This is a genomic window from Mycobacterium sp. E1386 (assembly GCF_001672745.1).
Lineage (GTDB): Bacteria > Actinomycetota > Actinomycetes > Mycobacteriales > Mycobacteriaceae > Mycobacterium.
On record NZ_LZKH01000058.1, the window covers coordinates 15,193 to 34,046 of the forward strand.

The 18,854-nt window shown below is 69.2% G+C and carries 23 protein-coding genes; 15 read left to right on the plus strand and 8 right to left on the minus strand.

The features are described from left to right. Positions 1–158: 158 nt before the first annotated feature. Positions 159–1,655: a DEAD/DEAH box helicase gene (locus tag A5709_RS06135; protein ID WP_067947708.1), complete on the plus strand. Its 1,497-nt coding sequence runs from the start codon at positions 159–161 to the stop codon at positions 1,653–1,655. A 15-nt stretch (positions 1,656–1,670) separates the two neighbouring features. Beyond that, on the plus strand, positions 1,671–2,891 hold the full coding sequence (locus tag A5709_RS06140) for a hypothetical protein (protein ID WP_068118818.1): 1,221 nt from the start codon (positions 1,671–1,673) through the stop codon (positions 2,889–2,891). Between the two features lie 7 nt (positions 2,892–2,898). On the opposite strand, the gene A5709_RS06145 is transcribed toward A5709_RS06140, so the two are convergent. Then, positions 2,899–3,702, minus strand: a complete 804-nt coding sequence (locus A5709_RS06145; RefSeq protein ID WP_068118824.1) for a ParA family protein — start codon at positions 3,700–3,702, stop codon at positions 2,899–2,901. A gap of 119 nt (positions 3,703–3,821) precedes the next feature. On the opposite strand from A5709_RS06145, the gene A5709_RS06150 reads away from it, so the two are divergent. From A5709_RS06150 to A5709_RS06160, 3 genes are read left to right on the plus strand one after another with little or no spacing between them, the layout of a single operon-like run. Further along, positions 3,822–4,433: an acid phosphatase gene (locus tag A5709_RS06150; RefSeq protein ID WP_067947702.1), complete on the plus strand. Its 612-nt coding sequence runs from the start codon at positions 3,822–3,824 to the stop codon at positions 4,431–4,433. Further along, a complete protein-coding gene (locus A5709_RS06155) occupies positions 4,430–5,527 on the plus strand; it encodes an isochorismate synthase MenF (protein WP_068118826.1) in 1,098 nt (365 codons plus the stop codon). Before A5709_RS06150 ends, A5709_RS06155 begins: the two co-directional genes overlap by 4 nt. Then, the gene (locus A5709_RS06160; RefSeq protein ID WP_068118829.1) at positions 5,524–6,000 is read left to right on the plus strand and encodes a GNAT family N-acetyltransferase; all 477 of its coding nucleotides are present in this window, start codon (positions 5,524–5,526) and stop codon (positions 5,998–6,000) included. Before A5709_RS06155 ends, A5709_RS06160 begins: the two co-directional genes overlap by 4 nt. Here the strand turns inward: A5709_RS06160 and A5709_RS06165 are convergent. Next, positions 5,952–6,398: a hypothetical protein gene (locus tag A5709_RS06165; RefSeq protein WP_156673452.1), complete on the minus strand. Its 447-nt coding sequence runs from the start codon at positions 6,396–6,398 to the stop codon at positions 5,952–5,954. The two genes, A5709_RS06160 and A5709_RS06165, sit on opposite strands and share 49 nt — an antisense overlap. Before the next feature lie 78 nt (positions 6,399–6,476). On the opposite strand from A5709_RS06165, the gene A5709_RS06170 reads away from it, so the two are divergent. Both A5709_RS06170 and whiB1 read left to right on the plus strand, forming a co-directional pair. Then, the gene (locus A5709_RS06170) at positions 6,477–7,448 is read left to right on the plus strand and encodes a diacylglycerol kinase family protein (protein ID WP_067947696.1); all 972 of its coding nucleotides are present in this window, start codon (positions 6,477–6,479) and stop codon (positions 7,446–7,448) included. A 282-nt stretch (positions 7,449–7,730) separates the two neighbouring features. Continuing rightward, a complete protein-coding gene (whiB1, locus tag A5709_RS06175; protein WP_007168139.1) occupies positions 7,731–7,985 on the plus strand; it encodes a transcriptional regulator WhiB1 in 255 nt (84 codons plus the stop codon). 57 nt (positions 7,986–8,042) lie between these two features. Here the strand turns inward: whiB1 and A5709_RS06180 are convergent, their stop codons facing one another. Together A5709_RS06180 and A5709_RS06185 are read right to left on the minus strand one after the other, a co-directional pair. Next, positions 8,043–9,542: a sensor histidine kinase gene (locus A5709_RS06180; protein WP_067947694.1), complete on the minus strand. Its 1,500-nt coding sequence runs from the start codon at positions 9,540–9,542 to the stop codon at positions 8,043–8,045. Positions 9,543–9,600: 58 nt separating this feature from the next. Next, positions 9,601–9,816, minus strand: coding sequence for a biotin/lipoyl-binding carrier protein (locus tag A5709_RS06185; protein ID WP_066956294.1), 216 nt, complete (start codon positions 9,814–9,816; stop codon positions 9,601–9,603). A 200-nt stretch (positions 9,817–10,016) separates the two neighbouring features. On the opposite strand from A5709_RS06185, the gene A5709_RS29200 reads away from it, so the two are divergent. Next, entirely contained in the window at positions 10,017–10,091 is a 75-nt protein-coding gene (locus tag A5709_RS29200) for a 50S ribosomal protein bL37 (protein ID WP_011728008.1), read from the plus strand. A gap of 6 nt (positions 10,092–10,097) precedes the next feature. Here the strand turns inward: A5709_RS29200 and rsrA are convergent, their stop codons facing one another. After that, positions 10,098–10,400, minus strand: coding sequence for a mycothiol system anti-sigma-R factor (gene rsrA / locus A5709_RS06190; RefSeq protein WP_067947692.1), 303 nt, complete (start codon positions 10,398–10,400; stop codon positions 10,098–10,100). Beyond that, positions 10,397–11,044 carry a sigma-70 family RNA polymerase sigma factor gene (locus A5709_RS06195; protein WP_066956169.1) on the minus strand — a complete coding sequence of 216 codons (648 nt, stop codon included), beginning with the start codon at positions 11,042–11,044 and terminating at the stop codon, positions 10,397–10,399. The genes rsrA and A5709_RS06195 overlap by 4 nt, the downstream gene beginning before the upstream one ends. Before the next feature lie 282 nt (positions 11,045–11,326). Between A5709_RS06195 and A5709_RS06200 the strand changes: the two genes are divergently transcribed. Genes A5709_RS06200 through A5709_RS06210 form a run of 3 tightly spaced genes read left to right on the plus strand, consistent with a single transcriptional unit; the run spans position 11,327 to position 12,978 of the window. Beyond that, complete coding sequence (locus A5709_RS06200) at positions 11,327–12,175, plus strand: NAD(P)-dependent oxidoreductase (protein WP_067205464.1); 849 nt, start codon at positions 11,327–11,329, stop codon at positions 12,173–12,175. 13 nt (positions 12,176–12,188) lie between these two features. After that, entirely contained in the window at positions 12,189–12,674 is a 486-nt protein-coding gene (locus A5709_RS06205) for a YbaK/EbsC family protein (protein WP_068118834.1), read from the plus strand. Positions 12,675–12,726: 52 nt separating this feature from the next. Further along, the gene (locus tag A5709_RS06210; RefSeq protein WP_067947732.1) at positions 12,727–12,978 is read left to right on the plus strand and encodes a hypothetical protein; all 252 of its coding nucleotides are present in this window, start codon (positions 12,727–12,729) and stop codon (positions 12,976–12,978) included. Here the strand turns inward: A5709_RS06210 and A5709_RS06215 are convergent. Then, the gene (locus tag A5709_RS06215; RefSeq protein WP_067947689.1) at positions 12,975–13,736 is read right to left on the minus strand and encodes an SOS response-associated peptidase; all 762 of its coding nucleotides are present in this window, start codon (positions 13,734–13,736) and stop codon (positions 12,975–12,977) included. The genes A5709_RS06210 and A5709_RS06215 overlap by 4 nt on opposite strands. A gap of 44 nt (positions 13,737–13,780) precedes the next feature. Here A5709_RS06215 and aroA point away from each other — a divergent pair, with 44 nt between their 5' ends. Together aroA and rsgA are read left to right on the plus strand one after the other, a co-directional pair. Further along, positions 13,781–15,064: a 3-phosphoshikimate 1-carboxyvinyltransferase gene (aroA, locus tag A5709_RS06220; protein WP_156673453.1), complete on the plus strand. Its 1,284-nt coding sequence runs from the start codon at positions 13,781–13,783 to the stop codon at positions 15,062–15,064. Next, positions 15,061–16,041 (plus strand): ribosome small subunit-dependent GTPase A, encoded by a 981-nt coding sequence (gene rsgA, locus A5709_RS06225; RefSeq protein ID WP_067947686.1) that lies wholly within the window; start codon positions 15,061–15,063, stop codon positions 16,039–16,041. Before aroA ends, rsgA begins: the two co-directional genes overlap by 4 nt. Here the strand turns inward: rsgA and A5709_RS06230 are convergent. Beyond that, positions 16,028–16,501 carry a helix-turn-helix domain-containing protein gene (locus A5709_RS06230; protein WP_067947685.1) on the minus strand — a complete coding sequence of 158 codons (474 nt, stop codon included), beginning with the start codon at positions 16,499–16,501 and terminating at the stop codon, positions 16,028–16,030. The genes rsgA and A5709_RS06230 overlap by 14 nt on opposite strands. Positions 16,502–16,595: 94 nt before the next feature. On the opposite strand from A5709_RS06230, the gene A5709_RS06235 reads away from it, so the two are divergent. Both A5709_RS06235 and A5709_RS06240 read left to right on the plus strand, forming a co-directional pair. Further along, positions 16,596–17,768 (plus strand): thiolase family protein, encoded by a 1,173-nt coding sequence (locus tag A5709_RS06235; RefSeq protein WP_068118837.1) that lies wholly within the window; start codon positions 16,596–16,598, stop codon positions 17,766–17,768. Continuing rightward, on the plus strand, positions 17,768–18,850 hold the full coding sequence (locus tag A5709_RS06240) for an NmrA family NAD(P)-binding protein (RefSeq protein WP_067947683.1): 1,083 nt from the start codon (positions 17,768–17,770) through the stop codon (positions 18,848–18,850). The genes A5709_RS06235 and A5709_RS06240 overlap by 1 nt, the downstream gene beginning before the upstream one ends. Positions 18,851–18,854 lie beyond the last annotated feature (4 nt).

An 18,854-nucleotide genomic window follows, 5' to 3' on the forward strand; every position in this document is an offset into this window, starting at 1 on the left:
CGCTATCGGCGAAATGTGCGTGCACAGCTGGCCCGCCCAGATTGAGCAGGGGCCCGCGACTCGGCGACGTATTCGGAGTCGGAACTCGTGCGCGCGTGACCGCGACAGAGAAACACCGACACAACCCGATACGTCACCGAAAGGCTTACCAACCACGCATGAGCGAACTCACCAGCACAACTGAAATGACCTTTGCCAACCTCGGCGTCCGCGACGAAATCGTCCGCGCCCTCGCCGAAAAGGGCATCGAACGCCCCTTCGCCATCCAAGAACTGACCATGCCGCTGGCGCTCGCCGGCGACGACGTGATCGGCCAGGCCCGCACCGGCATGGGCAAGACCCTCGCCTTTGGCGTCCCGCTGCTGAACCGCATCACGTCCGGAGTCGGCGTGCGGGAGCTCAACGGCACACCACGGGCCCTGGTCGTGGTGCCGACCCGTGAACTGTGCCTGCAGGTCACCGAGGACCTGGCCGCCGCGGCCAAGTACCTCACCGCCGACGAGGGTCGCCGGCTGTCCGTCGTCTCGATCTACGGCGGGCGGGCCTACGAGCCGCAGCTCGAGGCGCTGCAGGCCGGCGCCGACGTCGTGGTCGGCACCCCCGGCCGGCTGCTCGACCTGGCCCAGCAGGGCCACCTGCAGCTGGGCGGGCTGTCCATGCTGGTTCTCGACGAGGCCGACGAGATGCTCGACCTGGGCTTTCTGCCCGACATCGAGCGCATCCTGCGCCAGATCCCCGAGGACCGGCAATCCATGCTGTTCTCGGCGACCATGCCGGGCCCGATCATCACGCTGGCCCGCACCTTCATGAACCAGCCCACCCACATCCGGGCGGAGGCGCCGCACTCGGCCGCCACGCACGACACCACCGAGCAGTTCGTCTACCGGGCCCACGCGCTGGACAAGGTCGAAATGGTCAGCCGAATTCTGCAGGCCGAGGGCCGCGGCGCGACGATGATCTTCACCCGCACCAAGCGCACCGCCCAGAAGGTCGCCGACGAGCTGGCCGAGCGCGGCTTCAAGGTCGGCGCCGTGCACGGCGACCTCGGGCAGATCGCCCGCGAGAAGGCGCTCAAAGCCTTCCGCAGCGGCGACATCGACGTCCTGGTCGCCACGGACGTGGCCGCCCGCGGCATCGACATCGACGACATCACCCACGTCATCAACTACCAGATCCCCGAGGACGAACAGGCCTACGTGCACCGCATCGGCCGCACCGGCCGCGCCGGCAAGACGGGTATCGCCGTCACCCTGGTGGACTGGGACGAGCTGCCCCGCTGGTCGATGATCGACAAGGCGCTGGGCCTGGAGACCCCCGAGCCCGCCGAGACCTACTCGAACTCGCCGCACCTCTACGAAGAGATGGGCATCCCGGCCGGCGCGGGCGGCGCCATCGGCTCGCCGAAGAAGCCGCAGGGCCAGCGCCGCACCAGCGAGCGCGACGGCCAGAAGGCCGACCGGTCCGGGCGTGCCCGCTCCGGCGCGCCGCGGCGGCGCACCCGCGGCGGCCAGCCCACCACCGCACACCCGGGCGGGAATGCCGCGGCCGGCGTCCCCAGCGGCGAAGCCGCCGCGGAAGCTTCCGGTAACGGCGGGACCAGCCGCCGCCGCCGTCGGCGCCGCAAGCCCGCCGAAGCCGGCGCCAACGCCAGCTGAGTCGCCCGCCCGCGGATGGTCAGACCCGAACGCCGGACCAAGGGCGACGTCTTGGCCGCCGCGGCAATAGCGGTCGCGGTTGCCGCCGTCGCCTCGCTGATCTGGTGGACCAGCGACGCCCGGGCCACCATCAGCCGGCCGGCCGCCGTCCCGGCGCCCAACCCGAGCCCGGCCCGGCAGGTCCCGGCCACGCTCAAGGAGCTGTGGACCGCGTCCAGTCCGGCCACCACTGCACCCGTGGCGGTCGGCGGCACGGTCGTCACCGGCGACGGCCGCCGGGTCGACGGGCGCGACCCCGCCTCGGGCCAGTCCCGATGGAGCTATGCGCGCGACTCCGCCCTGTGCGGGGTCTCCTGGGTGTATCACTACGCCGTCGCCGTCTACCGGGACGATCGCGGGTGCGGGCAGGCGAGCACGCTTGACGGGTCCACCGGTCGCCGCGGGCCCGCCCGCAGCGGCTATGCCGACCCTCATGTGCAGCTGTCCTCCGACGGCACGACGGTGTTGGCGGCCGGCGACACCCGGCTGGAGCTGTGGCGCTCCGACATGGTCCGGATGGTGGCGTACGGCGAGACGGACGCCCGGGTCAAGCCCTCGGCACGCGGGTTGCACTCCGGCTGCAAGCTGGTCTCGGCGGCGGCCAGCTCCTCGGCCGTGTCGGTACTGGAGAGCTGCGTCAACCAGGCCGACCTGCGGCTAGTGCTGCTGCGGCCGGGCAAGGACGACGACGAACCCCAGCAGCGCATCGTGGCCGAACCCGGGATCACGGCGGATTCGGGCGCTCGGGTGCTGGCCGTCTGGGAAAGCAACACCGCGGTGTATCTGCCGTCCCCGCAGCCGCGGGTGGACGTGATCGACGAGACCGGCACCACCGTGTCGAGTGCACTGCTGCCAAAGCCGCCGACGAGCCCCGGGGCCGTAACGCACGCGGGCAGCCTGATCACTTGGTGGACCGGCGATTCCGTCATGGTCTTCCAGACGAACAACCTGTCGCTGCGCTACACGATCGCCGCCGGCTCCACGACGGCGCCGCTGGGGCCGGGCGCGATGATGGCGGGCCGCCTGCTGGTGCCGGTCACCGGCGCGATCGGGGTCTACGACCCGGTCAGCGGCACCAACGAGCGCTACATCCCGGTCAACCGGGCGCAGAGTACGCCCGGACGGGCGGTGGTCCCGACCGTCGCGGGGTCCCAGGTGTTCGAGCAGCGGGGCGACACCGTGGCGGCCCTGGGCTGACGCCGAACTACACCTCGACGGCGAACGTCGGCAGCGGCTTGCCGGTCTTCCAGTGCTTGAGCAACGCCTTCGCCAGGTCGGCATAGGCCGACGCGCCCTTGTTCTTGCGCCCCGCCATCACGGACGATCCCGACGCGCTGGCCTCGGCGAAGCGCACGGTGCGGGGTATCGGCGGGGCGAGCACCGGCATTTCGTAGCGGTCGGCGACGTCGAGCAACACGTCGCGGGTGTGGGTGGTGCGGGAGTCGTACAGCGTCGGCAGCGCGCCGAGGAGCCGCAGATCCGGGTTGGTGATCTGCTGGACGTCGGCGACCGTGCGCAGGAACTGGCCGACGCCGCGATGCGCGAGCGTCTCGCACTGCAGCGGCACGATCACCTCGTCGGCGGCGGTCAGTCCGTTGAGGGTGAGCACACCCAGCGACGGTGGGCAGTCGATGATGACCACGTCGAAGTCGTCGGAGAGCTTGGCCAGCGCGCGTTTGAGTGCGTACTCGCGGCCCGCGCGCATCAGCAGCATCGCCTCGGCTCCCGCCAGGTCGATGTTGGCCGGCAGCAGCGTCATCCCTTCGATGGTCGTGACCAGCGCGGCGTTGGGCTCGACCTCACCGAGCAGCACCTCGTGCACCGACACCGGGAGTTTGTCAGGATCCTGGCCGAGCGAGAAGGTCAGGCAGCCCTGCGGATCCAGGTCGACCAGGAGCACGCGTTGTCCCTCGTCGGCCATCGCTGCGCCCAGCGAGGCGACCGTCGTCGTCTTGGCTACGCCGCCCTTCTGGTTGGCCACTGCCAGTACCCGGGTCTTAGCGGCCATAGGCGCGGCTCTCCCCTCTGCATTGTCGCCATGCGGTCAACAGTGCCCATCCTGGCACGTTCGCCCGCCGCGCGCTGCGGCCGACGTGCCCGGCATGTCGTCCGGCAGAATCGGTCGATATGGGCTTGCACAATCATCGACTGGTCCTCCTTCGCCACGGCGAGACCGAGTGGTCGAAGTCGGGCCAGCACACGGGCCGGACCGACCTCGAGCTGACCGACACCGGCCGCGTCCAGGCCGAGCTCGCGGGCCGCGTCCTCAGAGAACTGAACCTCACCGACCCGTTGGTGATCAGCAGCCCGCGCATCCGCGCCCTGACCACAGCGAAGCTGGCCGGCCTCGCCGTGGACGAGGTCTCTCCCCTGCTCGCCGAATGGGATTACGGCTCCTACGAGGGGCTGACGACCCCGCAGATCCACGAAAAGGTGCCCGATTGGCTGGTGTGGACGCACGGCTGTCCCGGTGGCGAGAGCGTGCAGCAGGTCAGCGACCGCGCCGACCGTGCCGTCGCGTTCGCGCTGGAGCACATGAGCGACCGCGACGTGGTGTTCGTCGGGCACAGCCACTTCTCCCGCTCGGTCATCACCCGCTGGGTGGAGCTGCCGCTCGTCGAGGGCAGCCGTTTCTGGATGCTGGCCGGCTCCATCGCGGTGTGCGGTTTCGAGCATGGCGTGCGACAGCTCGCCGCCCTCGGCCTGACCGCCCAGCCGCAGGCGATCAAGCCCGGGTGAGCACCCAACCGCCGTTCGCGCTGTGCGGACCGAAGCAGACCCTCCTCGCCGAGGGCGTGCGAAAGCGCTACCGCGACGTGGCGGCGGCGCAGGACGCGCTGCGTTCGGGCTCAGCCGCAATCGTGTTGGGCGCGTTGCCTTTTGACGTGAGCCGGCCCGCAGCGCTGCTGACGCCCGACGCGGTGCGGCGCACCGACGCGCCGCCCGACTGGCCGACCGGCCCCCTGCCGCCCGTGCGTGTCGCCGCCGCCGATCCGTCGCCGGCCGACTACCGCGGCCGCATCTGCCGGGCCCGCGACCAGCTCACCGCCCCCGACAGCCTGCTGAGCAAGGTGGTGCTGTCCCGCGCGCTGCGGCTGGTCGCCGACGCCCCACTGGACGCCCGCGTCATCCTGCGCCGGCTCATCGCCCCGGACCCGGCGGCCTACGGATATCTGGTCGACCTGACCGCTGCCGGCGAGGAGTACTCCGGTGTGGCGCTGGTGGGCGCCAGCCCGGAGCTTTTGGTGGCGCGCGACGGAGATCGGGTCACGTGCCGGCCGTTCGCGGGTTCGGCGCCCCGGGCCGCCGACCCGGACGTCGACGCCGCCAACGGCGCCGCGCTGGCGGGTTCGGCCAAGGACCGGCACGAGCACCAGCTGGTCATCGAAGCCATTCGCGCCGCCCTCGAGCCGCTGTGCGACGAGTTGACGATCGCCGCCGAGCCCGAGTTGAGCCGCACCGCGGCAGTGTGGCACCTGTGCACCCCGATCAGCGCTCGGCTTCGCGATACGTCCACCACGGCAATCGATTTGGCCCTGGCGCTGCATCCCACCCCGGCGGTCGGCGGGGTGCCGACCAAGGCCGCGGTGGAGCTCATCGCCGAGTTGGAAGGCGACCGTGGGTTCTATGCGGGGGCGGTCGGTTGGTGCGACGCCCGGGGCGATGGCCGCTGGGTGGTCTCCATCCGCTGCGCGCAGCTGTCGGCGGACCGCCGCACCGCGCTCGCCCGCTCCGGCGGCGGCATCGTCGCCGAATCCGACCCCGACGAAGAAGTCGCGGAAACCACAACGAAATTCGCGACGATCCTGCGCGCATTGGATGTCGAGCAATGACCATTCGCCGCGCCACGCCGGAAGACGCCGCCGCAATCACCGCAATGATCCACGAATTGGCGGAATTCGAACACGCCGCCGAGCACTGCACGGTCACCGAAAAGCAAATTGCGGCAGCACTTTTCGGAGCCGTCCCGACGGTGTATGGGCACGTCGCCGAAGTCGAGCGCGAGATTGCCGCGATGGCGCTGTGGTTCCTCAACTTCTCCACCTGGGACGGCGTGGCGGGCATCTACCTCGAAGACCTGTTCGTGCGGCCGGGATTTCGCCGCCGCGGCCTGGCCCGCGCGCTGCTGGCGACGCTCGCGGCCGAATGCGTCGACAACGGCTACACGCGGTTGTCCTGGGCCGTGCTGAACTGGAACGCCGACGCCCTCACGCTGTACGACGGTGTCGGGGGCGAGCCCCAGCGCGAGTGGACCACCTATCGGCTGTCCGGCTCCCGGTTGGCCGAGCTGGCGGAATCGCGCTGATCGCCGGCGGCCCACCGGACTCCCGGGGGGCTGAAGAGCAGGCCCAACACGGTCAGCGCCGCGATGCCCGCGGGAATCCCGAAGCCGGGCCGGTGCGAGTCCACCGTTAGGTACCAGGCCACCGGCAGCAGCAGCAGCTGGGTGATCACGGCCAGCCCGCGGCCCCAGCGCTTGCCGGCCGTCAGCGCCCGTCCGGCGGCCAGCACCACCGCGCCGACCAGCACGAAGAACGCCGCCGTGCCCAACCCGTTGACCACGCGCTGGTCCGCGCCCGCGACGCCCCGCACCACCAGCACAGCCGCCACCACCAGCGCGGCCAACCCCTGCACCACCACGAGGAGGCCAGCGCCGCGCACGGCGGCCGGCGCGGCCCCCGGGTCGCGGCGGAAAGCTGTCACCCGCGTCAGCGTAGTCACCCGGCTGCCGGGGAGTTCCCCACAGCGTGGCCTTAACCGGCCCGCATAAGCTCGTGCTCCATGCGCGCCGTGCTGATCGTGAACCCCACCGCCACCACTACCACCCCGGCCGGTCGCGACCTGCTGGCGAACGCGCTCAAGAGCCGGCTGCAGCTCACCGTCGAACACACCAGCCACCGCGGACACGGCGCCGAACTCGCGGAGAAGGCGGTCGCGGACGGCGTCGACCTGGTGGTGGTGCACGGCGGCGACGGCACGGTGAGCGGGGTGGTCAACGGCCTGCTCGGCCGTCCCGGTGTGGTTTCCGGGCACACCGGCCCGGTGCCGGCGGTCGCGGTGGTCCCGGGCGGTTCGGCGAATGTGCTGGCACGGTCGCTAGGCATCTCGCGGGACCCGGTGGCCGCCACCAACCAGCTCATCCAGCTCCTCGACGACTATCGCCACCACCACACCTGGCGCCGCATCGGCCTGATCGACTGCGGCGAGCGCTGGGCGGTGTTCAACACCGGCATGGGGGTCGACGCCGAGGTGGTGGCCGCGGTCGAGGCCGAACGCGACAAGGGCGGCAAGGTCACGGCGTGGCGCTACATTCGCGCAGCGGTGCCCGCCGTGTGGGGCTACACGCGCCGCGAACCGATGCTCACGCTCGAACTGCCCGGCCGCGAACCCATCGCCGGGGTGAGTTTCGCGTTCGTGTCCAACTCCAGCCCGTGGACGTTCGCCAACGAGCGGCCGGTGTGGACCAATCCCGGCTGCACCTTCGAGTCGGGCCTGGGCGTGTTCGCGCCCAAGAGCATGAAGACAATCCCCACCCTTCGCATCGTGCGGCAGATGTTCGCCAAGCGGCCCAAGTTCGACTTCGACCACCTCATCACCGAGGACGACGTGCCCTGCTTGCGGGTCACCTCGACCGGCGGCCCGGTCGCCTGCCAGTTCGACGGGGATTACCTCGGCGTGCGCGAAAGTATGACGTTCAAAGCGGTGCCCGACGCGCTGGCGGTCGTAGCGCCTCCCCAGAAAAACACGCTCTGAGCTGCGCATACGAAGCGGCCGCGGGTCAGGCGGGGAAGATTTTCCCGGAGAGTGGCCAGTCAGTGTAGTACAACGGAGTAATGGCCCGACTACGGAACGATCAAAGTGAGATAGCCCACGAGCGAACTCGGGGCTATTGACATCTGTTGGGCCTGTGAAACGATCAAAAGGTTGCATGCAGAAATTTAGATAGGGGTACGGACCCTTTTCTTGTGCACGCGTTAACAGCCGAAGAAAATTGGCCGTGCGCCTTGCTGCGCACTCAGTGAGGAGTAACAACGTATGGATTGGCGCCACAAGGCGGTCTGTCGCGACGAAGACCCGGAGCTGTTCTTCCCGGTAGGGAACAGCGGCCCGGCGCTCGCGCAGATCGCTGACGCGAAACTGGTCTGCAATCGGTGCCCGGTGACCACGGATTGCCTGTCCTGGGCCCTGAACACCGGCCAGGACTCGGGCGTCTGGGGCGGCATGAGCGAAGACGAGCGGCGCGCACTCAAGCGTCGCAATGCCCGGACGAAGGCCCGTAGCGGAGTCTGACTCAGTTAGAGCAAACAGTGCGGCCTCGACGAAAGTCGGGGCCGCACTGTTGTGTGCCTAGATGACCAGTCGGGCCCGCCGGCCGATCGGCACCCGCAACACCACGTCGGTGCCGCGGGCCGGGGCTTGGCGCATGCCCAACGTGCCGTCGAGCTCCGCCGACACCAGCGTCCGCACGATCTGCAGGCCCAGGCTGTCGGACGTCTCCAGGCTGAAGCCTTCCGGCAGCCCGCGCCCGTCGTCGTGGACAACGACGTCAAGCCAGCGCGCCGAACGCTCGGCGCGGATGGTCACCGATCCCTCTTCGACCGCCGGGTCGAAAGCGTGCTCGATCGCGTTCTGAACCAGTTCGGTGATCACCATGATCAGGGCCGTCGCCCGATCGGAGTCCAGCACGCCGAGGTCGCCGACCCGGTTGATCCGGATGGGCCGGTCGACCGACGCCACGTCGTTCATGATCGGCAGGATCCGGTCGATGACCTCGTCGAGGTTGACCTGTTCGTCGACGGACATCGACAGCGCGTCGTGCACCAGCGCGATGGACGAGACCCGGCGCACCGACTCGATCAGGGCTTCGCGCCCTTCGGCGTTGACCGTCCGGCGGGCCTGCAGGCGCAGCAGCGCCGCCACGGTCTGCAGGTTGTTCTTCACACGGTGGTGGATCTCCCGGATCGTGGCGTCCTTGGAGATCAGGGCCCGGTCGCGCCGCTTCACCTCGGTGACGTCGCGGATCAGCACGGCGGCACCGGCGCTAGCACCGTCGACCACCAACGGGAGCGTCCGCAGCAGCACCGTGGCGCCGCCCGCGTCGACCTCCATCCGCATGCTCTTGCCGCCGGCCAGCAGGTCGAGCACGTGCTCGGCCAGCTCCTGCGCCTCGAAGGGGTCCGAGACCAGCGGCCGGGTCACCTTGACCAGGTTGCGGCCCTCCAGCTCGGAGGTCAGGCCCATCCGGTGGTAGGCCGACACCGCGTTGGGGCTGGCGTAGGCCACGACGCCGTTGACGTCCAATCGGATGAAGCCATCACCCGCCCGCGGGGTGGAGCGGGACATGACCACGTCGCCCACATCGGGGAAGGTGCCGTCGGCGAGCATGTGAACCAGATCGCCGGCGCATTCCCGGTATGCCGTCTCCAGCTGGCCGGACGTGCGGTCGGCCGCGACGGCCGTCTGATGCCGGGTGAGAACGGCCACCACCTGGCCGCCGTACCGCACCGGTGTCGCCTCGACGTGCGGGCCGGGCAGCCACGAATCCTGTTGGCCCGCATCGCCATCCCGCTGCGCGGTGCCGGAGTCGAAGGTCTCGGCGACGAGCGCCAGCTGGTCGGCGGCGACGACACTGCCCACCGAGTCGGTGACGAGCACCGTGGGGGCGGTGTTCGGCCGGCACTGCGCCACACACACCAACATGCCGTCGTCGCGACGAACCCACATCAGGTAGTCGGCGAACGACAGGTCCGCCAGCAGCTGCCACTCCCCCACGACCGCGTGCAGGTGGTCCACCGCATTCCCCGGCAGCACGGTGTGTTCGGCAAGCAGATCACCGAGAGTCGACATCACTCACTCCCCGGGCCATTCCCCGGCAGCAGACAGAACGGTCCCAACTTTTCCCGGGCTAGCTGATCACAGCAATGAGGTCGCCCGCCTGGATGACATCGCCCACCGCGACGCTCACCTTGCTGATGGTGCCGTCGACCTCAGCCAAGACGGGAATCTCCATCTTCATCGACTCCAGCAGCACCACGATGTCGCCTTTGCCGATCTGGTCACCCTCGTTCACTACGACTTCGAGCACGCTGGCCACGATCTCGGCGCGCACATCCTCGGCCATCTTCACCCCACTCGTTTCGGCCATTGCGCAGGCTGGCTGCTGGTCCATCCGTCAGGCTCACGTACATCGAACCATAGGAGGGGTCGGGACCGCGGCGCACGGGGCGTTGTGGCCGCGCGGGTCTTTCATGAGAGACTGTGCGGCAGGCTGACGGGCGCCGGGCGCCCGGATCAATGACCACATCAATGGAGGTTCGACCCATGGCCAAGCGTGGCCGTAAGAAGCGCGACCGCAAGCACAGCAAAGCCAACCACGGCAAGCGGCCCAACGCCTGAGGACCGCTACTGCGTCTCGCGGATGATGGTGGTCCGGCGGATCTCCAGCCGTAGCCGCTCGCGCAGGCCCTCGGGAGCCTTCTCGCCTTTGCACTTGGTGGCGATCAGCGCCTTGATCCGCTCCTCGAGGCCGTAGTGCTTGAAGCAACCGGGGCACGCCTCGAGGTGGCGGCGCAGCTGGTCCCGGGACTCCGGGGTGCATTCGCCGTCGAGCAGGAGCCAAACCTGGCGGATGACCTCGGCACAGCCGACCGCGCCGTGGTCGTCGTCGTTCGGGCAGGTGTCGCTGGGGCCGGAAAGCTCGCTCATGACGACACCTCCTCGTGCGCCTGGTGGCCGCGGTTGAAGCCCCGCTCCTTGGCCACGTCAGCCAGCAGCCCACGCAGTTGACGCCGGCCGCGGTGCAGCCGTGACATTACCGTCCCGATGGGCGTGTCCATGATCTCTGCGATTTCCTTGTACGGAAATCCCTCGACGTCGGCGTAGTAGACGGCCATCCGGAACTCTTCCGGCAACGCCTGCAGCGCTTCCTTGATCTCGTTGTCGGGCAGCGCCTCGAGCGCCTCGACCTCGGCCGAGCGCAGCCCGGTGGACGAGTGCTCGGCGTTGGAAGCGAGCTGCCAATCGGTGATCTCTTCGGTCGGGTATTCGGCCGGTTGGCGCTGCCTCTTGCGGTAGCTGTTGATGTAGGTGTTGGTCAGGATCCGGTACAGCCAGGCCTTGAGGTTGGTGCCGGCCCGAAACGAGCGAAACCCCGCGTAGGCCTTCACCATCGTCTCTTGCAGCAGGTCCTCGGCGTCGGCGGGATTGCGCGTCATGCGCAGCGCACCGCCGTAGAGCTGGTCGAGCAGCGGAATCGCGTCGCGCTCGAAGCGCGCCATCAGTTCGGCGTCCGTCTCCGGCGGGGCAGGATCGGGAATCTCCTGTGCTGTTGCGCCGTCCGTGTCGGCCATGTCGAGTACCCCGGTCCCTTCTGCTGCGGTGTCGCCGGGCAGCACTGAAAGCGCCGCCGGGCTTGCCAGAAAGCAAGCCAACTGCTCGGCACCCGTTGGACTGTCCAACAGGCTCGTCGCCGCTGACACCAAACCGCTCCTCCCAATCTAGAGGCTGCCACCGACAGTGTCTGCCCGGGTGCGCCCACATAACATCAGAGACCGCCTCGTTTAACAGCGTTAACCGACGCGCTATTTCCGGGCCCCAGCCGGCCCGTGCCGGCAGGACGTTAATGTGACGCCATGTCCCTCAACGGCAAGACCATGTTCATCTCCGGCGCCAGCCGCGGAATCGGCCTGGCGATCGCCAAACGCGCCGCACAAGACGGCGCCAACATCGCCCTGATCGCCAAGACCGCCGAGCCGCACCCGAAGCTGCCGGGCACGGTGTACACCGCCGCCAAAGAGCTCGAGGAGGCCGGCGGTGCGGCCCTGCCGATCGTCGGGGACGTCCGCGACCCGGAGTCGGTCGAGTCGGCGGTGGCCAAGACCGTCGAGCAGTTCGGCGGCATCGACATCTGCGTCAACAACGCGTCCGCCATCAATTTGGGGTCCATCACCGAGGTGCCGATGAAGCGGTTCGACCTGATGAACGGCATCCAGGTGCGGGGCACCTATGCCGTCTCGCAGGCCTGCATCCCGCACCTGAAGGCCGCCCAGAACCCGCACATCTTGACGCTGTCGCCGCCCGTGCTGCTCGGCAAGGAGTGGCTGAAGCCGACCGCGTACATGATGGCCAAGTTCGGCATGACGCTGTGCGCGCTGGGAATCGCCGAGGAGATGCGCGAGGCGGGCATCGCGTCCAACACGTTGTGGCCGCGCACGCTGGTGGCTACCGCCGCGGTGCAGAACCTGCTCGGCGGCGACGAGGCGATGGGACGCGCCCGCAAGCCCGAGGTGTACTCCGACGCGGCGTACGTCATCCTCAACAAGCCCGCCCGCGAATACACCGGGAACACCCTGCTGTGCGAGGACGTGCTGGTGGAGTCCGGCGTCACCGACCTGTCGGTCTACAACTGCGTGCCGGGCGGGCAGCTCGGCGTCGACTTCTGGGTGGACGGCGTCAACCCGCCGGGATACTCCGGGCCCTAGTCGGGCCCTTGTCGTGGCTCGCGCCGCCACGCCCGCGCTGGCCGCGTTGACGAAAGCCGGTGTGCCGCATGAGGTTGTCACCTTCGACCACGATCGGCGGGAACGTTCGTTCGGTGACGAAGCGGTGCACGCGCTGACCGAGCGCGGCATCGCGCCCGGGCAGATCTACAAGACCCTTGTCGTCGCGGTGCCGGGCGGGCTCGCGGTCGCGATACTGCCGGTGCCGGACCGGCTCTCGCTCAAGGCGGCCGCCGCGGCGCTGGGGGTGGTCAAGGCCGGCATGGCCGAGGCCGCCGCCGCCGAGCGCGCCACCGGCTACGTCGTCGGCGCCGTGTCGCCGTTCGGGCAGCGCAGGTCCCTGCCGACCGTCGTGGATGCGGGCGCCCTGGCCTGGGATCGGGTGTACTGCAGCGCCGGCCGGCGCGGCTGGGACGTCGGGGTTTCACCGCGGGACCTGATCCGGTTGACCGGCGCGATCACCGCCCACATCCGGGCGTAGCGGCATGGCGAAAACCGGGACCGATTCCTGGTCGTGGCATTACGCTCGCGCCATGACGACGAAGCGATCCCGCGGCGCGACGATGGTCGCCGCCGGTGTGCTGGCTTTCTCCGGACTGATGACGATCGGCGTGGGCACCGGCAACGCCGACACGATCCAAACCGAGGGCAACTACCCGACCCGGGCCGCTTGCCAGGACGCGGGGCCGGGCGTGAAGGCGTCAACCCCGGGAAACTGGAACAACTTCTGGTGCGTGCCGGATCGCAACGTCAACGGCAACTGGAAGCTGGTTCTCAGCAACTAAAGCAAGGTCGCCTGCTCGGGCTCCGGTCCGGCCGGCTCGACTAGCTGGGGCCCGTTGTTGCGGACATTGTTGACCAGCGTCGACACCTCGCGCATCCGGATGCCGCGCACGTCGGGCGCGTGAGCCAGCAGCTTCTCGTCGACCGGGGCGTCCGGGTCCAGCCAGCGGTCCCACTCCCGCTCCGGGACCACCAACGGCATCCGGTCGTGGATCTCCGCCAGCTCGCCGGGCGCGTCGGTGGTGATGATCGTGCAACTCAGCAGTGGCTGAGCGTCTTTGGCCGGTTTCCAGACCGACCACAGCCCGGCCATGAACAGCGGTTCGCCATCCTCGCGGTACATGAAGAACGGCGTCTTGCGGGACTTCTTGCCCGCGACGGCGTCGTTGACCCGCCATTCGTAGTAGCCGTCCATCGGGATCAGGCACCGCTTCGACTTGGCGCTCGACCGGAAGGCGGGCGAGGTGGTGACCTTGTCCGCGCGGGCGTTGATCAGCATCGGGCCCTTGGTTTCCGGCGCCCCGTCGGAACCGGCCTTGGCCCAGGGGGGCACCAGGCCCCAGCGCATGAGCCGCACCCGACGGGTGGGCTGGTCGTCGGGGTCGGTGTGCCGGCTCACGACGGTCGCGATGGTCGAGGTGGGGGCCACGTTGTAGTTGGGCGCCCCGGCACTCTCGGACGCGCCGGTGGCCTCGTCGATCGCCTTGATCTTCTGGGCCAGCAGCGCCGGATCGGTGGTGACCGCGAACCGTCCACACATAACTCCCATGGTGGCAGAACGCGGTGACACGCAATGATGGACCGGTGAGTATGTGGACGGCCCCCAGCGCGCCGAATCCGGTGCACGCGACCGTGACCGTTCCGGGCTCGAAGTCGCAGACCAATCGGGCGCTGGTGCTGGCGGCGCTGGCGGCCGCGCAGGGTAATGGCACCCCGACAATCAGCGGGGCGCTGCGCAGCCGGGACACCGACCTGATGATCGGCGCGCTGCGCACCCTGGGCCTGCGCGTCGAGGGCACCGGCTCCGAGCTGACGGTGAGCGGACGGATCGCTCCCGGGCCCGACGCGCGCGTGGATTGCGGGCTGGCCGGCACGGTCCTGCGGTTCGTCCCGCCGCTGGCGGCGCTGGCCGAAGCGGTGGTCGAGTTCGACGGGGACGAGCAGGCCCGGGTGCGGCCGATCGCGCCGCTGCTCGACGCGCTGCGCGGCCTGGGCGTGCCGATCGAGGGCGCGGGTCTGCCCTTCCGGGTGCACGGCGGCGGCTCGGTCGCCGGGGGCACCGTGGCCATCGACGCCTCGGCGTCGTCGCAGTTCGTGTCGGGGCTGCTGCTGTGCGCGGCGTCGTTCACCGACGGCCTGACCGTGCAGCACACCGGCGCGACGCTGCCGTCGGCGCCGCACATCGCGATGACCGTGGTGATGCTGCGGCAGGCCGGGGTCGACGTCGACGACTCGGAGCCCAACCGCTGGCGGGTGCGCCCCGGCCCGGTCGCGGCGCGACACTGGGAGGTGGAACCCGATCTGACGAACGCCGTTCCGTTCCTGGCGGCGGCCGTGGTCAGCGGCGGAACGGTGCGCATCACCGGCTGGCCGGCGGCCAGCGTGCAACCCGCCGACAACATCCTGACCGTGTTGGGCAAGCTGAACGCCGTTGTCACCCAAGGCGATTCGTTCCTCGAAGTGCAGGGATCCGCCGACTACGACGGCTTTGACGTCGACCTGCGCGCCGTCGGCGAGCTGACCCCGGCGGTGGCGGCGCTGGCCGCGCTCGCCAAGCCGGGATCGGTGTCCCGCCTCTCCGGCATCGGCCACCTGCGCGGGCACGAGACCGACCGGCTCGCCGCGCTGAGCGCCGAGATCAATCGCCTGGGCGGCGACTGCACCGAAACCGCCGACGGCCTGGTGATCACCGCGACACCGCTGCGCGCCGGCGTCTGGCGCGCCTACGCCGACCACCGGATGGCGATGGCGGGCGCGATCGTCGGGCTGCGGGTGCCCGGCGTTCAGGTGGACGACATCGGGTCCACTTCCAAGACGCTGCCGGAGTTTCCGCGGCTGTGGGCGCAGATGCTGGGGTCCGATATTTGAGGCCCGGCGATTACGACGAGTCCGACGTCAAGGTCCGCTCCGGAAGGGGCTCGCGACCGCGCACCAAGACTCGTCCCCAGCACGCCGACGCCGAGGCCGCGATGGTGGTGAGCGTCGATCGCGGCCGCTGGGGATGCGTGCTGGGCGGGGACCCCGATCGCCGGGTCACGGCGATGCGGGCCCGGGAACTGGGTCGCACCCCGATCGTGGTCGGTGACGACGTCGATGTGGTCGGCGACCTGTCCGGACGGCTGGACACCCTGGCGCGCATCGTGCGGCGCGGGGAACGGCGAACGGTGTTGCGGCGCACGGCCGATGACACCGATCCGACCGAACGCGTGGTGGTCGCCAACGCCGACCAGCTGTTGATCGTGGTGGCGCTGGCCGACCCGCCGCCGCGCACCGGCCTGGTCGACCGGGCGCTCATCGCGGCCTTCGCCGGCGGGCTGAAGCCGATTCTGTGCCTGACCAAGACCGACCTCGCCCCGCCGGAGCCGTTCGCGTCGCATTTCGTGGACCTGGACTTGACGGTGGTGGTCGCGGGCCGCGACGATCCGCTGCTCGCGGTCGCCGACCTGCTGGCCGGCAAGATCACCGTGCTGCTGGGGCATTCCGGGGTCGGCAAATCCACGTTGGTGAATCGCCTTGTCCCCGAGGCGGAACGGGCCGTCGGCGAGGTCACCGACATCGGCCGCGGACGGCACACCTCCACACAATCGGTCGCGCTGCCCCTGGCGACCTCCGGCTGGGTGATCGACACCCCGGGCATCCGCTCTTTCGGGCTGGCGCACATCGAGCCCGACGACGTGCTGATGGCCTTCTCGGATCTGGCCGGTGCGATCGAGGACTGCCCCCGCGGCTGCGGACACATGGGGCCGCCGGCCGACCCCGAATGCGCGCTCGACACCCTGTCCGGCCCCGCCGCCCGCCGCGTGGCCGCGGCCCGGCGGCTGCTGAAGGCGCTCAACCAGACTTAGCCAGCCGCATGCCGAGTTCGTCGGGCGGCACCTTATGGCCTTGGGCGCAACGGATTTCGACGCTCGCCTCGGCGCCACAGCCGAGATGGGTGAGCCGGAGGCGATTGTGCCCCGGCAAATGGCGCCGGCCCCACTCGAACATCGACCACACCACCGGCATGAAGTCGATGCCGGCCTCGGTGAGCACATACTCTTCCCGACGCCGCTGCCCGGGCTCGTGGTACGGCTGCCGCTTCAGCAGCCCGAGCTCGACCAGTTCGGACAGCCGCGCCGAGGTGGCGGCCTTGGTGATGCCCACCCGGCGGGCGAAGTCATCGAAGCGCGTTGTGCCGTAGTACGCCTCGCGCATGATGAGCATCGCGGACTTCGTGCCCACCACCCCCATCGTCTTCTCGATCGCGCACTGGCCCACGGCCGACCAGGCGTCGCGGTCGGCCAGCGGTCCTTGCAGCAGTGTCATAGATCACCTCCCGGGCTGGGTTGCTTTTAGTGTACCTAGATGTTTATCTGAGTACAGCGATCTATACCTAGATGGTGGGACTCAAGGAGGAGCCATGAACCGCGACGCCGTCATCGTCGGAGCCGTCCGCACCCCGATCGGCAAGGGCAAGCCCACCGGCGCGCTGCACGATGTGCTGCCCGCCGACCTGCTCGCGCACAGCCTGCGCGAAGTCGTGGCACGCACCGGGGTGGACCCCGCGCAGATCGACGACGTCATCGCCGGTGCCGTCGCCCAGGTCGGCGACCAGGCGGTCAACATCGCCCGCAACGCGTTGCTGGGCGCCGGCTTCCCCGAGTCGGTTCCCGGCGTCACGATCGACCGGCAGTGCGGCAGCAGCCAGCAGGCCATCAGCTTCGCCGCCCAGGGCGTGCTTTCCGGCGCCTACGACGTCGTCGTCGCCGCCGGCGTGGAATCCATGGGCCGCGTCCCAATGGGCACCTCGGTGCTGCCGGGCAGCAATCCCTTCGGTAACGACATGACCCGGCGCTACCCCGATGGCCTGGTGCCGCAAGGCCTCAGCGCCGAACTGATCGCCGCGCGGTGGGGCTTCTCGCGCACCCAGCTCGACGAGTTCTCCGCCGGCAGCCACGACAAGGCCGCCCGCGCCACCAAGGACGGGCTGTTCGACAACGAGCTGATCCCGATCGCCGGCCTGTCCACCGACGAATTCATCCGGCCGGGCACGACGGTCGAGACGCTGGCCGGCTTGCGGCCGGCGTTCTACAGCGAAGCGATGAAAGACCGCTTCCCGCAGATCAATTGGTCGATCACGGCGGGCAACTCCTCGCCGCTCTCCGACGGCAGCGCCGCGGTCATGATCACCACCAGCGAAACCGCCAAGAAACTCGGCCTGCGTCCGCTGGCCCGCATCCACACCACCACCGTGGTGGGCTCCGACCCGCTCTACATGCTGACCGGGGTCATCCCGGCCACCGAGAAGGTGCTGCACCGCGCCGGGCTGACGCTGGCCGACATCGACCTGTTCGAGGTCAACGAGGCGTTCGCACCCGTGGTGCTGGCCTGGGCGCAGGACACCGGCGCCGACCTGGCGAAGACCAACGTCAACGGCGGCGCCATCGCGATCGGTCATCCGCTGGGCGCCAGCGGCGCCCGCATCATGACGACCCTGGTCAACGCTTTGGAACAGCGCGGCGGGCGGTACGGGCTGCAGACGATGTGCGAGGGCGGCGGCATGGCCAACGCGACCATCATCGAGCGGTTGTGATGTCCCCCGTCTCGGGAATCTTCGTCATCGGCGGCACCGGAGCCCAGGGCATTCCTGTCATTCGTGCCCTGGTCTCCGACCAGAAGTACTCGGTGCGATTCCTAAGCCGCGACCCCGCCTCGCGAAGAGCGGAGGACCTCCTCGCCCTCGACAACGTGTCCGTCCTGGAAGGCTCGTTCGCCGACGAGGCGGTCCTGCGGGAGGGATTTCGCGGTTGCGACGGAGCATTCGTCAACATCGACGGGTTCAACACGGGCGAGAAAACCGAGATGTATTGGGCTATCCGCAGTTACGAGATAGCCATCGAAGAAGGAGTGAAATTTTTCGTCTACGGGAACCTCGACTATGGGCTCAAGAAGTCGGGATTCGACTCCCGCTTCCGCACCGGCCACTATGACGGCAAGGGCCGGGTGGGTGAGTGGATCCTGTTCCAGAATCGGGTGAACGGTGATCGGATGGGCGCGGCGGTCTTCACGTCGGGTCCGTACATCGAGATGGTGATATCACCCGGGACACCCATGACGCCTGCCGTCGAGGACGGTGTCGTGACGTGGCGGGTTCCGCTCGGCGCGGGTGCCGTTCCCCATGTGGCTCTTGACGATTGCGGATATTACGTCCGCTGGCTCTTCGACCATCCCGAGCGCGCGAACGGCATGGATCTCGAAGCCGCGATCGACCACATCGCCTATGCGGATCTCGCCGCGGCGTTCGAGAAGGTCACCGGGCATCCGGCGCGGTACATCGATACCGATTTAGACGCGTACTGGAGGAAAGGCCCTCTCAGTAGGGCCGCGGATGCGCCAGCCGGATACAACGCCGACCCAAATGACAAGAGCACCATGAACATCCGCGACAACTTCACGGGGTTCTGGAATCTCTGGAAATTCGGCGTCGTCAAACGCGATTACGATCTGCTCGACGAGATTCACCCGAATCGGATCAGGAGCGCCGAGGAGTGGTTCCGCAGAGAAGACCAGTTGGGACGAGAGTTGGGCAAGGGCGGCCTGTGGGAGCGGATTCAACCGGAGAACCGGACTCCAATCCTCAAGATTGGCGAGGATCAAAGAACAGGGAAGCTGTGAGTGC

What these genes read in the sequence shown, in the direction of transcription:
- A5709_RS06135 (WP_067947708.1), top strand. Translation starts at nt 159, where the DNA reads ATGAGCGAACTCACCAGCACAACTGAAATGACCTTTGCCAACCTCGGC.
- A5709_RS06140 (WP_068118818.1), top strand. Translation starts at nt 1,671, where the DNA reads ATGGTCAGACCCGAACGCCGGACCAAGGGCGACGTCTTGGCCGCCGCG.
- A5709_RS06145 (WP_068118824.1), bottom strand. Translation starts at nt 3,702, where the DNA reads ATGGCCGCTAAGACCCGGGTACTGGCAGTGGCCAACCAGAAGGGCGGC.
- A5709_RS06150 (WP_067947702.1), top strand. Translation starts at nt 3,822, where the DNA reads ATGGGCTTGCACAATCATCGACTGGTCCTCCTTCGCCACGGCGAGACC.
- A5709_RS06160 (WP_068118829.1), top strand. Translation starts at nt 5,524, where the DNA reads ATGACCATTCGCCGCGCCACGCCGGAAGACGCCGCCGCAATCACCGCA.
- A5709_RS06170 (WP_067947696.1), top strand. Translation starts at nt 6,477, where the DNA reads ATGCGCGCCGTGCTGATCGTGAACCCCACCGCCACCACTACCACCCCG.
- whiB1 (WP_007168139.1), top strand. Translation starts at nt 7,731, where the DNA reads ATGGATTGGCGCCACAAGGCGGTCTGTCGCGACGAAGACCCGGAGCTG.
- A5709_RS06180 (WP_067947694.1), bottom strand. Translation starts at nt 9,542, where the DNA reads ATGTCGACTCTCGGTGATCTGCTTGCCGAACACACCGTGCTGCCGGGG.
- A5709_RS06185 (WP_066956294.1), bottom strand. Translation starts at nt 9,816, where the DNA reads ATGGCCGAGGATGTGCGCGCCGAGATCGTGGCCAGCGTGCTCGAAGTC.
- rsrA (WP_067947692.1), bottom strand. Translation starts at nt 10,400, where the DNA reads ATGAGCGAGCTTTCCGGCCCCAGCGACACCTGCCCGAACGACGACGAC.
- A5709_RS06195 (WP_066956169.1), bottom strand. Translation starts at nt 11,044, where the DNA reads ATGGCCGACACGGACGGCGCAACAGCACAGGAGATTCCCGATCCTGCC.
- A5709_RS06200 (WP_067205464.1), top strand. Translation starts at nt 11,327, where the DNA reads ATGTCCCTCAACGGCAAGACCATGTTCATCTCCGGCGCCAGCCGCGGA.
- A5709_RS06210 (WP_067947732.1), top strand. Translation starts at nt 12,727, where the DNA reads ATGACGACGAAGCGATCCCGCGGCGCGACGATGGTCGCCGCCGGTGTG.
- A5709_RS06215 (WP_067947689.1), bottom strand. Translation starts at nt 13,736, where the DNA reads ATGTGTGGACGGTTCGCGGTCACCACCGATCCGGCGCTGCTGGCCCAG.
- A5709_RS06230 (WP_067947685.1), bottom strand. Translation starts at nt 16,501, where the DNA reads ATGACACTGCTGCAAGGACCGCTGGCCGACCGCGACGCCTGGTCGGCC.
- A5709_RS06235 (WP_068118837.1), top strand. Translation starts at nt 16,596, where the DNA reads ATGAACCGCGACGCCGTCATCGTCGGAGCCGTCCGCACCCCGATCGGC.
- A5709_RS06240 (WP_067947683.1), top strand. Translation starts at nt 17,768, where the DNA reads ATGTCCCCCGTCTCGGGAATCTTCGTCATCGGCGGCACCGGAGCCCAG.